The sequence below is a fragment of the Acidovorax sp. AC410 genome (assembly GCF_979253235.1).
Window position 1 is genome coordinate 6,316,314 of the sequence record NZ_CEEDCG010000001.1, and the last position, 13,611, is coordinate 6,329,924.

The window sequence follows — 13,611 nt, forward strand, 5'->3', positions numbered from 1 at the left end:
TGGGCTCAGCCGCGGTCGGCGCGCGGGGCGCGGCGGCCACCACCACCCATGGCAGCGGGCGCGAAGCGGGGCAGCTCATTGATGCGCAGGTCGCAGCCCCAGTTGTCCAGCGTGAACACCAGCGTGCTGCCGGGCGCCACGCGGGGCAGGACTTCATGGATCTGGAAGGACATGTCCACCGGCGGCTCGGGCGAGCGGTAGATGATTTCCTTGGCCGGGCTGTAGACCACGTAGCAGGCGGCGGAGGCGGTCTGGCTGAAGCAGGCGGCCACCAGGGCCGCTGCGGCGAATTTGAATGCGGACATGAGAACTCCTCCTGCAACTTTCGGGTATGGTGCCCATTATGCGGGCTTGCAGGGCGCTCGCCAACGCGAGCGTTGCGCCTATGCCCACACGGATCCCGGATCAGTGACCCGCTGCCGACGAAACTGGCGCGCTCAAAGCCAGTGCCCCCGCGCAAGGGCCGCCAAGCCGCGCATGCGGCGCTTCGCTTGCGTGCGCTGGGGGCGTCCCCCTTTCAGGGGGAAGGCGCGAAGCGACTCAGGGGGTTCACTTCAACACGAGGTGGTTGCTGTGCTTGACCTCTTCCATCACGGCATAGGTACGTGTCTCGCGCACGCCCGGCAGTTGCCAGAGCACCGCTCCGGCGAACACCCGGTAGGCATTCATGTCGGCCGAGCGGGTCTTGAGCAGGTAGTCGAAGCCGCCCGCCACCATGTGGCATTCCATGATCTCCGGGTGTACCTGCACGGCCGCCTTGAACTGGTCGAACACGTTGGGCGTGGTGCGGTCCAGCAGCACCTCGACGAAAACCAGCATGCCGGCGCCCAGCTTGAGCGGGTTCAGCCGCGCCTCGTAGCCCAGGATGAAGCCGTCGCGCGTGAGCCGCTGCACGCGCGCCAGGACCGCCGTGGGAGACAGGGCCACGGCCTCGGCCAGCTTGAGGTTGGCAATGCGCCCGTCTTCCTGCAGGATCGACAGTATCCGGCGGTCGATACGGTCCAGATCGGCATCGTTGGTCATTGGCTCTAGTGATTCGTTCGTTCGATAGGCCGATTTTCGATCATTTATTCATCGCAAGTCCAGAGATGATCCGTTTCAGTGGGCCGGACAGCCGTCGGGCCCGAATATTCCTCTGCGAGAACCCGCCATGACAACGACCGCCGCCGCTTTTGCAGACTTCGCTCCGCGCACCCCGCTGGCCAACCCGCTGCGCGCCGCCATCACCGCGGCTTGCCGCCGGCCCGAACCCGAGGCCCTGGCCCCCTTGCTGGCCCAGGCCCGCGTGCCGCAGGACGTGGCCGCGGCGTCGCAGCAACTGGCGCTGCGCATTGCGGGGGCCCTGCGCCAGCGCAAGGCCGCCAGCGGCCGTGCCGGCATCGTGCAGGGGCTGCTGCAGGAGTTCTCGCTCTCGTCCCAAGAAGGCGTGGCCCTGATGTGCCTGGCCGAGGCCCTGCTGCGCATTCCCGATGCAGCCACGCGCGACGCGCTGATCCGCGACAAGATCAGCAACGGCCAGTGGGAGCCGCACCTGGGCAAGAGCCCGTCGCTGTTCGTCAACGCCGCTACCTGGGGCCTCTTGATCACCGGCAAGCTGGTGGCCACGCACAGCGAAGGCAGCCTGGGTGCATCGCTGGGCCGGCTCATCGGCCGGGGCGGCGAGCCGCTGATCCGCAAGGGCGTGGACATGGCCATGCGCATGATGGGCGAGCAGTTCGTCACCGGCGAGACCATTGCCGAGGCGCTGTCCAACGCCCGCCGCATGGAGGCCGAGGGCTTTCGCTACTCCTATGACATGCTGGGCGAAGCGGCCCTGACCACGGCCGACGCCGAGCGCTACTACGCCTCGTACGAGCAAGCCATCCACGCCATCGGCAAGGCATCGGCCGGGCGCGGCATCTACGAAGGTCCGGGCATCTCGATCAAGCTGTCGGCCCTGCACCCGCGCTACAGCCGCGCGCAATTCGCCCGCGTGATGGACGAGCTCTACCCCCAGGTGCTGCGCCTGACCGAGCTGGCCAAGAGCTATGACATCGGCATCAACATCGACGCCGAGGAGGCCGACCGGCTGGAGATCTCGCTCGACCTGCTGGAGCGCCTGTGCCATGAGCCCAGCCTTGCGGGCTGGAACGGCATCGGCTTCGTGATCCAGGCCTACCAGAAGCGCTGCCCGCATGTGATCGACTTCGTGATCGACCTGGCACGGCGCACGCGCCGCCGCCTCATGGTGCGCCTGGTCAAGGGCGCCTACTGGGACAGCGAGATCAAGCGCGCCCAGATCGACGGCCTGGCCGACTACCCCGTGTACACCCGCAAGGTGCACACCGACATCTCCTATGTGGCCTGCGCGCGCAGGCTGCTGGCCGCGCCCGAGGCCGTGTACCCGCAGTTCGCCACGCACAACGCCGAGACCCTGGCCACCATCTACCACCTGGCAGGCAGCAACTACTACGCGGGCCAGTACGAGTTCCAGTGCCTGCACGGCATGGGCGAGCCGCTGTACGAGCAGGTGGTGGGCGCCGTCACGGCCGGCAAGCTGGGCCGCCCCTGCCGCATCTATGCCCCGGTGGGCACGCACGAAACGCTGCTGGCCTACCTGGTGCGCCGCCTGCTCGAAAACGGCGCCAACACCTCCTTCGTGAACCGCATCGCCGACGAGACCATCGCCCTGGCCGAGCTGGTGCGCAGCCCCGTGCAGGTGGTGGACGAAGCCGCAGCCCGCGAAGGCACGGCCGCCCTGCCCCACCCGCGCATCCCGCTGCCGGGGGCGCTGTACGGCAACGGCCGCGCCAACTCGCGGGGCCTCGACATCGCCAGTGACGCGACGCTGGCGCAGCTCGCCGCCACGCTGCAGGCCAGTGCGCTGCACGACTGGAAGGCCGGCCCGCTGCTGGCGGCCGATGCACCCGCCGGTGCGACCCTGCCCGTGCGCAACCCCTCTGATCTGCGCGACGTGGTCGGCCAGGTGCAGGAAGCCACGGCCGACGATGTGGACCAGGCGCTGGCGGACGCCCAGTCGGCAGCACCCGTCTGGGCCGCCATTGCCCCGGCCGAACGCGCCGCCATCCTGCAACGCGCCGCCGACCTGCTCGAAGACCGCATGCAGCCCCTGATCGGCCTGTTGATGCGCGAGGCCGGCAAGAGCGCCAGCAACGCCATCGCCGAGGTGCGCGAGGCCGTGGACTTCTTGCGCTATTACGCGGCCCAGGTCGAGAGCACCTTCGACAACGCCACGCACATCCCGCTGGGCCCGGTGGCCTGCATCAGCCCGTGGAACTTCCCGCTGGCCATCTTCATGGGCCAGGTGGCTGCGGCGCTGGCCGCCGGCAACCCGGTGCTGGCCAAGCCGGCCGAGCAGACGCCGCTGGTCGCCGCCGAGGCCGTGCGCCTGCTGTGGCAGGCGGGCGTGCCGCGCGGCGCGGTGCAGCTGCTGCCCGGCCAGGGCGAAACCGTGGGCGCCCGCCTGATCGGCGATGACCGGGTGATGGGCGTCATGTTCACCGGCTCCACCGAGGTCGCGCGCATCCTGCAGCGCAGCATCGCCGGCCGGCTCGATGCCGCCGGCCGCCCCATCCCGCTGATCGCCGAGACCGGCGGGCAGAACGCGATGATCGTGGACTCCTCGGCCCTGGTGGAGCAGGTGGTGGCCGATGCCGTGTCCTCGGCCTTCGACAGCGCAGGCCAGCGCTGCTCGGCCCTGCGCGTGCTGTGCGTGCAGGAGGATGCCGCCGACCGCGTGGTCGAAATGCTCAAGGGCGCCATGGGCGAGTTGCGCATGGGCAACCCCGCCGCGCTCGCGGTGGACGTGGGCCCGGTGATCGACGCCGAAGCCCGGGCCGGCATCAACAAGCACATCGAGGCCTTCAAAAGCCGTGGCCAGCGCGTGTTCCAGCACTGCCGCAGCGATGGCACCGAGACCGAGCAGGGCACCTTCGTGCCGCCCACGCTGATCGAGCTCAACGCCATCAGCGAGCTGCAGCGCGAGGTCTTCGGCCCGGTACTGCATTTGGTGCGCTATGCGCGCACGGACCTGGACCAGCTGCTCGACCAGATCAACGCCACCGGCTATGGCCTGACCCAGGGCGTCCACACACGCATCGACGAGACCATCGCCCGCGTGGTGGACCGGGCGCACGCCGGCAACGTCTACGTCAACCGCAACATGGTGGGCGCCGTGGTGGGCGTGCAGCCCTTTGGCGGCGAGGGCCTGTCGGGCACCGGCCCCAAGGCCGGCGGCCCGTTGTACCTGCTGCGCCTGTTGGCCCAGCGCCCGGCCAACGCACTGGCACAAACCTTTGCCACCGCCGACCGCGCCGTGCCGGCCGACATGGCTGCGCGCGAGCACCTGCTCATGCCCCTGCGTGCCCTGGAGCGCTGGGCCCAGATGGAGGGCCATGCCGCCCTGGCCGCCACCTGCCGCCGCTTTGCCGCCGAAAGCCAGAGCGGCACCGCACGCACCCTGCCCGGCCCCACGGGCGAGCGCAATGTCTACAGCCTGCTGCCACGCGCCACCGTGCTGTGCATCGCCACCACACAGGACGAACTGCTGACCCAGTTGGCCGCCGTGCTCGCCAGCGGCGGCAAGGCCGTCTGGGCCGATGCCCACACCGCCCTGCGCACCACACTCCCTGCCGAGGTACAGGCGCGCATCAGCACCACCGGCAATGACCTGGCCGACGGCGGCATCGAACTGGCTGCCGTGCTGCACCACGGCAGTCCCGACGCACTGCGCAGCGTGTGCGAACAGCTCGCCCGCCGCCCGGGCCCCATCGTCGCCGTCACGGCCCTGCCCCCAGGCAGCACCGAGGTGCCGCTGGAGCGCCTGGTGATCGAGCGCGCGCTGAGCGTGAACACGGCGGCGGCGGGCGGCAATGCGAGCCTGATGACGATTGGCTAGAACGACAAAAAATCCCAGCACGTGCCGGCCCTCCAGAGGGGCTGGCAGCTGGGTGCGGGTGTCGCAGTGCAGCAACTTCGCGATTGCGAACCTTGTCCGACCCCAGGCGGGAGGACTCACTGATTCAGCAGCGTCCGAGGTACACCAGCGCAAGACATGATGCAAGTCAAGCCGGTGAGCATGCACTTGGCCGACCATGGAGAGGTACCCGGACCCACAACGGTTCCGGCGCACCGCCCAGCAGGGCAACCACGGATCTCGCGCCCCATGAACCTTTCCGAACTTATCGTCGCTCAGGCTCCCGATGGCATCCTGTTCGTATCGGACAGTGGCACCATCGTGCTGGCCAACGAGGCTCTGTGTGCGCTGTCAGGCTACCAGCCCCATGAACTGCTTGGAAAATCCGTCGAGCTCTTCCTGCCTGCCGACCTGCGCCGATTGCATGTGGAAAACAGGCAGCGATATGCGCTCGACCCCCAACGCAGGCCCATGGGGACCATGGGCAACCTGACCCTGCTGCGCAAGGACGGGGCAAGCGTACCTATAGACATCGCACTGAGCCACCTGGATGCAGATGGCCATGTCGGTACGATCGCTTTTGTTCGCGATACGAGCGCGACCAAACAGTCCGAGCGGCAGCTGCAGCACCAGGCAACGCACGACGCGCTGACGGGCCTGGCCAATCGCTGGCTGTTGGGTGAATACCTGCGTCAAGCCATTGCGCATGCAGGGCGCGCAGGCAGGCGGATAGCCCTTTTGTTGCTGGACCTGGATGGCTTCAAGTCCGTCAACGACAGCTTCGGACACGCCGTTGGCGACAAGCTGCTGGTCGATGTGGCGGGGAGTCTGACAGCGCAAGTGCGTGCCAGCGATGTCGTTGCCCGCATTGGCGGCGACGAGTTTGTGGTTTTGCTGCGCGAGGTCGACGCGGTATCGGACGCAGTCCGGGTGGCTGACAAGCTGGTCGCCGCGCTCTCACGCCCTCGCACCCTCGACGGCATTGCAGTGCAGACAGGCTGCAGCCTGGGTATCGCCATGTACCCTGAGGATGCACAGGAGTCCGAGGCATTGATGCGTTGCGCCGACCTCGCCATGTACCACGCCAAGGCACAGGGCCGGGGACGCAGCATCGTTTTTACACCCGGAATGCCTGACTCGATTGCATCTGCAAGGCACTCTTGATGCTGCGGTCCGGCAATACAGCGTTGCGCGGCAGTACCCACTGGCCATGGTCAAGAAGTTGCTCCGGGCTACAAGTTCAACGTATCGCATCGGCGCTTGCTGCAAGAAGAACAGGGGAATGCTGTACGCTCATCGCCCACCTGAGCACGCTTCATGCATCCAAAAGCAGTCGACTCAGGGTCGCCTCCATGTCCGACCAGGGATGGCCTTGCGACAGATCACCGGTGGTTGAAGCCCCCCCCGAGTGCGACTCGCCCCGGAACAAGGCCACCTTCGCTCTGGGTGCGGAACGGCGAGCATGGTGCTGGAGCACTCCTAACATGTCGCCCGCGAACCCCATGTCCACCACCACCACATCGACGGGATCGCTCAAAAGCACCAGCACCGCATCCGTCACGCTGGGTACGTCGGTAATGACGCAGCCGGGATCGCGCACGCGGCAAACCGCCTGAACCGCTTGCCTGTGCCTGCGGGTCGGCAGCACGGTCAGAACCCTGCAGGGCGCGATGTTCTGCCTGAGAGTGTTTAGTCTGTCCGGCACAAATCGCTCCCGAAGGGCGAACGGGCTGATGCGGCATCCTGCAAATGCAAAAAGGCGACCCCACATGTGTCGGCTGCATCTCGCATGTCTTGGAAAGGCCTCTCTGTGAATGAACCATCAGCAACGTCGCCAGTGCAACCCGCAGAGAGCGATTGTGAAGTTCCTTTTTTCTTGGCAACTTGATCCAGGTCAACCGCCTCCATTTCCGCGTGCCCCGATCCGAAAAGCGGTGCCCAAGGAAGGTGACCAGAGACGACAGACAGCGCGGCCGAAGCGTCCAGTGGGCGCGAAAGCAGAAAGCCCTGCCCCTCGTCGCATCCCATCGACTGGAGCAACTTCAACTGGGCTTCGGTTTCAATCCCTTCCGCGATGCAGCGCAAATCCAGCCGGTGGGCCATGTCCACAATGAGGCGCACAATCTCGCACGCGCTCGCGTCGTCCTCCATGGCCGATACAAACTGCCGGTCAATCTTCAGATACTGGACCGGGAAACGGCGCAGATAGGCCAAGGAGGAATATCCCGTGCCGAAGTCGTCGATACTGAGCGTAACCCCGAGGTTGCGAAACGACTGCAGCGATTGCATGACGGCGTCGATATCGCCGAACAGCAATGATTCGGTCAGCTCGATTTCGAGCAGCCGGGCAGGAATGCCATGGCGGTCGAGCGCCAGCGCAACATGCTGCACGTAGTTCTGCCGTTGAAACTGCAGCGCAGAAAAATTGACAGCCACCACCGGCGCCGCCAGGCCCTGCGCCTGCCAGGACGAGAGTTGTGCCAGCGCCTGCTCCATCACGCTGTCGCCAATCAGCCCGATCAGGCCACGGCGCTCAGCCAGCGGAATGAATTCGCCAGGAGAAATACTGCTGCCATCGGGCAGCACCCATCGGGCCAGAGCCTCGACACCCGACAACTGCCCCGAAGCCAGATCCACCTTGGGTTGGTACGCTACCGTGATCTGGTTCAGGCGCACCGCATCGCGCAATGCAAGCGCCATGCGCCGCTGTCCATCTTGCGCCTCATAGCACTGCAGCGTGGGCAAACCTGGCACAGCCTCCTGACGGGCGGCCGATGCATGGAGCAGGGCTTCGGCAGCGCTTGCGCAACCCCGCGCCAACGATGACAGGCCCACGCTGACCGAGATCTGTATGTGCTTTCCCTCGCCGAGGTCGAAAGCCAGGGCCGTCTTCGCATACAGGCGCGATGCGAACGACTGGACCACATCGCCGCTGCCACCATTCGAGTCGGCCAACGCGATCGCGAACTCATCCGGTCCCACGCGAGCGACCACCGCAGGCCGGCCATCGGCAGCGGCGACCTCCGTGCACCGCAGTGCCATCTGGCGCAGCACAGCATCGCCAGAGGCAAGCCCGTGCAGCTCATTGAGTTCCGTGAAGCCATCGATGTCCAGCGCGAGGACATGGACGACATCGGCCTTCTCGCTCAGGAGGTCGGCGGCCTCGGTGAATGCCTTGCGGCTGAGCAAACCCGTGGTGGCATCCGTGGCGGTGTCCCGTCTCGCACTACCGCTGCCGGTCGGCTGAGCCCCCTGCTCTGCATACGTGCCCAGATGGTACGCGGCCACGCCATCCGATCCACGCAAGGTGACGATGGTCAGGTACTCCTGCGACAACTGGCCGTCCTTGCGGCGGTTCCAGATTTCGCCTTGCCAGCGCCCCTGGCTGCCCAGCGATGCCCACATGGTGCTGTAGAAGCTGCGCCCCTGCAGCCCAGATCGCAGCATGCTCGGGCTGCGCCCGACGAGTTCGTTCATTGCATAGCCGGTCGCGCATTCAAACGCTTCATTCACCTTGAGAATGCATCCGTCAGGTTCGGTCAACACCATCGGCGCGGGTGATTCCCGCATGGCCTGCAGCAGCATGCCGACCACCTCACTGCCAAAAGCCGGGTGGGCGCCATGTGCGTCGATGGAGACAGTGTGTTGCTCGGCCATATGTTTCCTTGCAGAGGAACCGGGAGCGAGCAGATCGCGCTCCAGATGGCTCAGTGTAGAAACGGTCGGCCGGCCGGTCTGTGGGGAAGTCTTGATGGACTGGGTGGGGGGAAGCTCGACACGCGCATGCACGCTGGCATCTTTCGCAGCCGATGTCAGACGGCCAATCCGGGCAACCGCGCCAACGGGTGGCAGCCCCCGATGCGGACTATTGCGCGTCCGTCCCGAGCAATTGATGGCGCATTGCAAGACGCACCAGCGCGGTCACATTGGAGGTTCCCAGCTTGCCCATGAGGCGGCTGCGGTAGGTATCCACGGTCTTGGGCGAGAGGTGCAGCTCTCGGCCGATGGCTGCACTGGACAGCCCTGTGACCACCATGACGACGATCTGCCGCTCACGGGGCGACAGCGCCCCGAAAGGGTTGACATCTGTATCCGCTGTAAGGGCCTGCACTGCCAGATCCGCCACCTCCTGGCCAAGGTAGCGGCGGCCCTGCAACACCACCTCGATCGCGCGCAGCACCTCGCTCGATGGAGCACCCTTCAGGACATACCCCGCAGCCCCCATGCGCAACGACTCGGCTACATGCTGGGGCTGTGCCGACATCGTGAGCATCACGGTGCGCACGCTCAGCGAGCGGCGCTGCAAATCGGCCAGCACTTCGAATCCAGACCGTCCCCCCAGGCTCAAGTCCAGGAGCAGCACCTCCGGCATCAGCCGCTGGATGTCGGCAACGGCCACAGTGGGATCAGCCGTCTCACCGACCACTTCGTGGCCCGCGATCTGCAGCACCGCCCGCAGCCCTTCCCGAACCATGAGGTGATCGTCCACCAGATAAAGTCTGCTCATGGGCGCCCTCTCCACTCCAGCCGCACGATGGTGCCGCCTGCGGGGTTCGGCGCAATACTGAAGCGGGCGCCCGTGGCAAGCGCGCGTTCGCGCATGCCCACCACGCCCAAGTGCCCCGGGCGGGCGATCTGCGTATCCAAGGCCCAGCCCTGGCCATCATCAACAACATCGATCCGAAACTGACCTTCATCCCCTGTCAGAACAACCCTCACAAGGGTCGCTTTCGCATGCTGCACGGCGTTGGAGGTGGCCTCCCGTGCGACCATGAAGGCGGCGTACTCTGCATCGGCTGGCCAGCGCATGCGCGCGACCTCAGGCTCGACTTCAAGCAACAGGTCGATGCCGGGAAGGGTGAGGTCGCGCGACCTCAATTCATTGTCCAGGGCTGCTGCAAGTCCGTCATCGTCCAGCAATGGTGGGCGCAGATCCACCAGGACCTGACGCACCTGCTTGATCGCCTGGTCAATCAGGCCACCCAGTTGCTCTCTGGCCCTCCCACCGGCCTGAACCTCCTGAGCCCCCATGGGGGTTGCATCGAATGTGAGCCTGATCGCGGTGAGCGTCTGACCGAGCTGGTCGTGCAGCGCCTGAGCGAGCCGCTGTGTCGTCTCCTTTTCCTGGTGCATGAGCTGCTGCGCCAGATCCGACAACTCACTCTGGTAGCGCAGCAACGCCTCTTCTGCCCGGGCTCTTTGCGTGACATCGCGCAAGATCGCTGTGAGGGTCAGCTTGCCATTGACCATCGCACGTGAAATGGACGCTTCCAGCTCCAGGACCTCTCCGTCGGCGCGCACGCCTTTGACGCGGCCAGCGCCCATGGCACGCCGCGTGACCTTGGATTCGACAAACCCATGCAGATCGGCGCCATGCCCGCTGCGATAGCGCTCGGGCATCAGCGAGTCCAGCGGTTGATTGAGCATGCTGGCGGCGGTGCGCCCGAAAATGCGCTCGGCCGCCGGGTTGAACAGCACGATGCGCCCCTCTTCATCGCAGCTGATTACCGCGTCGCTGGCCGCATCGATCACCGCGGCCAGGGTCTCCTGCTGCTCGCGCAGGCGCAGCTCATTCTGGACCCGCTCCGTGACGTCGCGCAGGATCACGGTGAAGAGCTTCTGCCCCGCAATCTCCACCTGCGAGATGGATGCCTCGATGGGGAACTCCTCCCCGTCGGCCCTGAGGCCGCTGATGGCACCGATGGAGCCCATGCGGCGGGTGGTGATGCCTGTGGTGCCGAAAGCTTCGACGTGGGCCGCATGCTGCCCGCGAAATCGCTGGGGCATGAAGCGGGTGATCGGGTGGCCCAGCGCTTGCGCAGCCTCGCAGCGGAACATGCGCTCCGCAGCCTTGTTGAAGAGCACGATGCGCTGCGTTGCATCGATCGTGACGATGCCATCCATTGCCGACTCGAACAACGCCCTCAGCCGGGCTTCGCTGTCGGAGAGCCCGGTCTGCGCCTCGATCGGCAGTGGCGGCATGTCAGTCAAATGGAAGTACGCCTCTTGTTGGAACCAGGCGGCAGGCAGCGCATGCACCGATGCACCACCCATGCCGCTCCACCCTCTTTAGAACATTGTAGGTTCGCTTGGGCTGGGATGGCCAAGGAAACATGACCGAAGCTCCCGTCACGCGCAGTGGAGAACTCCCCACAGCCAGATCCAGGGCGGCTGCCTACAGTCAAGGCACCAACCGGGGACCTGCACCATGACCAACGCTTCCACCGCCGCCACCTGCTCCCACTGCACGCAACGCGACACGTGCTTTCCCATGGACCTGGAGCCGTCACAGCTGGCACTTCTGGACCAACTGTCGATTCGGCGCATCCGGATCAAGCGAGGCGAGCACCTCTTCCGCGACGGCGATGCGTTCAAGGCCCTCTTCACCGTGCGCAGCGGCTTCTTCAAAACGGGTCTTGCCACCGAGACGGGGCATGAGCAGGTGACCGGATTCCAGATGGCCGGCGAAATGCTTGGCCTGGACGGGATCGTCACAGAGCGCCATATGGGCAATGCGGTGGCGCTCGAAGATTCGGAGGTATGCGCGATTCCCTTTGCTCGGCTGGCGGAGCTCTCGCGTGAACTGCCCGTCATGCAACAGCATCTGCACAAGGCGATGAGCCGGGAGATCGTTCGCGAGCACCAGATGATGCTATTGCTGGGCAGCATGCGGGCGCAGGAGCGGCTGGCAACTTTCCTGCTGAACCTGGTCAAGCGCCTTCATGCGCGCGGATTCTCGGGATCGGAACTGGTGCTGCGAATGACGCGCGCGGAAATCGGCTCCTACCTCGGAATGAAGCTGGAGACCGTAAGCCGGCTGTTCTCCAGGCTGGCCCACGAAGGAATCCTGACGGTACACCAGCGGCACGTTTGCATCGCTGACGCAGGAAGGCTGCTGGGCAACGAATCGCAAGCAGCCATTCACTAGCAGGCTTGGCCCCACTGCCACTCACCCATTCCTACGAAGGATTCCCCATGCAGATCAACCTTCCCGTCACCCACCGTGAGCACGACTATCCCGATACCGACTCCCTGGTGTCGATGACCGATCGGCAAGGGGTCATCACGCACTGCAACCACGCCTTCGTCGAAGTGTCCGGTTATGCGTACGACGAACTCATTGGCCAGCCGCACCACATGATCCGGCACCCCGACATGCCCGCGCAAGCCTTCAAGGACATGTGGCGGACCATAGGCGGTGGCGAGCCCTGGACCGGCGTGGTCATGAACCGCCGCAAAGACGGCGACCACTACTGGGTGGTGGCGAATGTCACGCCCATCATGGAAGGTGGCAAGCCCAGCGGCTACATGTCCGTTCGCACCAAGCCGACACGGGAGCAGATCGATGCAGCACAGTCGCTGTACCTGCGGCTGGCACAGCAGGCGAAGAACGGCAAGGAGGACTTTTATATTGCAGCCGGCCAGGTTCGCAGACGGGGTGTGCGAGGCTTGGCGGCCTCGGCGATCCAGTCATCGCTGACATCGCGCATGGGCTTCGCTCTGGCCCTGGTGGCCACCCTGTCGATGCTGCCCGACGCCATGGACTGGCAAGGCGCGTTGGCGACCATCGCGCGAACCGGCATCCTCGCCACCGGCCTGGGCATCGTATTGGCCTGGTTCACCTGGCGCCTGAATGCGGCGCTGCACGAAGCCTTGCGATTTGCGGGCGAACTGTCGGCGTGCAATCTGACGGGCGTCCCACGGCTTGACTTTCCCGAGCCGATGGGTGCCTTGATGCGCCGGCTCAACCAGGTCCAGATCAACCTTCGTGCGGTGGTCGGAGATGTTCGCAAGGAAATCACCGGATTCAACGCCTCCGCCAGGGAAATCGCGCAGGGCAGTTTCGACCTGGCGGGCCGCACCGAAACGCAGGCCGCCAGCCTGGAGGAAACCGCAGCGGCCATGGAGGAACTGGCAAGCACAGTGCGCCAGACCGCAGAAACAGCCTCGGTGATGGCGACACGCAGCGACGACAGCGGCCTCATTGCAGGCCGCGGAGAACAGGCGGTGCAGGATGCCCGTGTGGCGATGGACGCCATAGAGCAAACCTCCCGCAAGATCGGCAGCATCACGGCGGTCATCGAAGGCATCGCATTCCAGACCAACCTTCTCGCACTCAATGCGGCGGTGGAGGCCGCCCGCGCAGGGGAAAGCGGCCGGGGATTCGCTGTGGTCGCTACGGAAGTGCGTGCGCTGGCGCAACGCAGCGCCACTGCCGCCAAGGAAATTCAGCAGCTGACCGCGGAGGCCGCCCAGCGCATCGCTGAAGGCTCTGAGCGCATCAACGGCGCAGGCAAGACACTGGTGGAGGTCACCAACTCCGTGCGCGAGGTGGGTGCCATGGTGAGACAGATCACCGGTGCGACCAGGGAACAGTCGCAGGGCATCTCCCAGGTCAATGAGGCGGTGCTGCAACTGGACACCGTCACCCAGCAAAACGCCGCCCTGGTGGAAGAGTCGGCCGCATCAGCGGGTACCCTCAGCCAAAGTGCAGAAACCGTGCAGCGTGCGGTATCCGTGTTCCAGATAGTTCCAGACAGCCACGATAGCCGCCTCAACGGATTCCCCCGGAGGAAACAGGCCCAGCGCAGAGCAGTCGAGACCTGCGACACGCGCAAAGATGAAAAGCGGGGACAACGGCCGCAGTCTCTGCACCGTATCACTGCGCCAGTTGCAAAGGGCCTCTCTGCATAGAG

General features: G+C 65.6%; 10 protein-coding genes. 4 read left to right on the plus strand and 6 right to left on the minus strand.

What is annotated here, in order from left to right; genetic code table 11:
• Positions 1-5: 5 nt before the first annotated feature.
• Both AC0IZS_RS29350 and AC0IZS_RS29355 read right to left on the minus strand, forming a co-directional pair.
• On the minus strand, positions 6-305 hold the full coding sequence (locus AC0IZS_RS29350) for a hypothetical protein (RefSeq protein WP_322596495.1): 300 nt from the start codon (positions 303-305) through the stop codon (positions 6-8).
• 244 nt (positions 306-549) lie between these two features.
• A complete protein-coding gene (locus AC0IZS_RS29355; protein WP_471638899.1) occupies positions 550-1,023 on the minus strand; it encodes an Lrp/AsnC ligand binding domain-containing protein in 474 nt (157 codons plus the stop codon).
• 127 nt (positions 1,024-1,150) lie between these two features.
• Here AC0IZS_RS29355 and putA point away from each other — a divergent pair, with 127 nt between their 5' ends.
• Together putA and AC0IZS_RS29365 are read left to right on the plus strand one after the other, a co-directional pair.
• Positions 1,151-4,897 (plus strand): trifunctional transcriptional regulator/proline dehydrogenase/L-glutamate gamma-semialdehyde dehydrogenase, encoded by a 3,747-nt coding sequence (gene putA, locus AC0IZS_RS29360; RefSeq protein WP_471638900.1) that lies wholly within the window; start codon positions 1,151-1,153, stop codon positions 4,895-4,897.
• Between the two features lie 267 nt (positions 4,898-5,164).
• A complete protein-coding gene (locus tag AC0IZS_RS29365; RefSeq protein ID WP_471638901.1) occupies positions 5,165-6,079 on the plus strand; it encodes a diguanylate cyclase domain-containing protein in 915 nt (304 codons plus the stop codon).
• Between the two features lie 151 nt (positions 6,080-6,230).
• Here AC0IZS_RS29365 and AC0IZS_RS29370 read toward each other — a convergent pair whose 3' ends face one another.
• The 4 genes from AC0IZS_RS29370 to AC0IZS_RS29385 form a co-directional block, all read right to left on the minus strand.
• Complete coding sequence (locus AC0IZS_RS29370) at positions 6,231-6,563, minus strand: hypothetical protein (RefSeq protein WP_471638902.1); 333 nt, start codon at positions 6,561-6,563, stop codon at positions 6,231-6,233.
• Positions 6,564-6,604: 41 nt separating this feature from the next.
• On the minus strand, positions 6,605-8,572 hold the full coding sequence (locus AC0IZS_RS29375) for a putative bifunctional diguanylate cyclase/phosphodiesterase (protein WP_471638903.1): 1,968 nt from the start codon (positions 8,570-8,572) through the stop codon (positions 6,605-6,607).
• Between the two features lie 208 nt (positions 8,573-8,780).
• On the minus strand, positions 8,781-9,422 hold the full coding sequence (locus AC0IZS_RS29380) for a response regulator (RefSeq protein WP_471638904.1): 642 nt from the start codon (positions 9,420-9,422) through the stop codon (positions 8,781-8,783).
• A complete protein-coding gene (locus AC0IZS_RS29385) occupies positions 9,419-10,969 on the minus strand; it encodes a PAS domain-containing sensor histidine kinase (protein WP_471638905.1) in 1,551 nt (516 codons plus the stop codon). The genes AC0IZS_RS29380 and AC0IZS_RS29385 overlap by 4 nt, the downstream gene beginning before the upstream one ends.
• 154 nt (positions 10,970-11,123) lie before the next feature.
• Here AC0IZS_RS29385 and AC0IZS_RS29390 point away from each other — a divergent pair, with 154 nt between their 5' ends.
• Positions 11,124-11,843 carry a helix-turn-helix domain-containing protein gene (locus tag AC0IZS_RS29390; RefSeq protein ID WP_471638906.1) on the plus strand — a complete coding sequence of 240 codons (720 nt, stop codon included), beginning with the start codon at positions 11,124-11,126 and terminating at the stop codon, positions 11,841-11,843.
• Between the two features lie 47 nt (positions 11,844-11,890).
• Complete coding sequence (locus tag AC0IZS_RS29395; protein ID WP_471638907.1) at positions 11,891-13,609, plus strand: methyl-accepting chemotaxis protein; 1,719 nt, start codon at positions 11,891-11,893, stop codon at positions 13,607-13,609.
• Positions 13,610-13,611: the final 2 nt, after the last annotated feature.

Excerpts from the sequence above, each read along its gene's own strand:
- AC0IZS_RS29350 (WP_322596495.1), bottom strand. The coding sequence starts at position 305 with ATGTCCGCATTCAAATTCGCCGCAGCGGCCCTGGTGGCCGCCTGCTTC.
- AC0IZS_RS29355 (WP_471638899.1), bottom strand. The coding sequence starts at position 1,023 with ATGACCAACGATGCCGATCTGGACCGTATCGACCGCCGGATACTGTCG.
- putA (WP_471638900.1), top strand. The coding sequence starts at position 1,151 with ATGACAACGACCGCCGCCGCTTTTGCAGACTTCGCTCCGCGCACCCCG.
- AC0IZS_RS29365 (WP_471638901.1), top strand. The coding sequence starts at position 5,165 with ATGAACCTTTCCGAACTTATCGTCGCTCAGGCTCCCGATGGCATCCTG.
- AC0IZS_RS29375 (WP_471638903.1), bottom strand. The coding sequence starts at position 8,572 with ATGGCCGAGCAACACACTGTCTCCATCGACGCACATGGCGCCCACCCG.
- AC0IZS_RS29380 (WP_471638904.1), bottom strand. The coding sequence starts at position 9,422 with ATGAGCAGACTTTATCTGGTGGACGATCACCTCATGGTTCGGGAAGGG.
- AC0IZS_RS29385 (WP_471638905.1), bottom strand. The coding sequence starts at position 10,969 with ATGGGTGGTGCATCGGTGCATGCGCTGCCTGCCGCCTGGTTCCAACAA.
- AC0IZS_RS29390 (WP_471638906.1), top strand. The coding sequence starts at position 11,124 with ATGACCAACGCTTCCACCGCCGCCACCTGCTCCCACTGCACGCAACGC.
- AC0IZS_RS29395 (WP_471638907.1), top strand. The coding sequence starts at position 11,891 with ATGCAGATCAACCTTCCCGTCACCCACCGTGAGCACGACTATCCCGAT.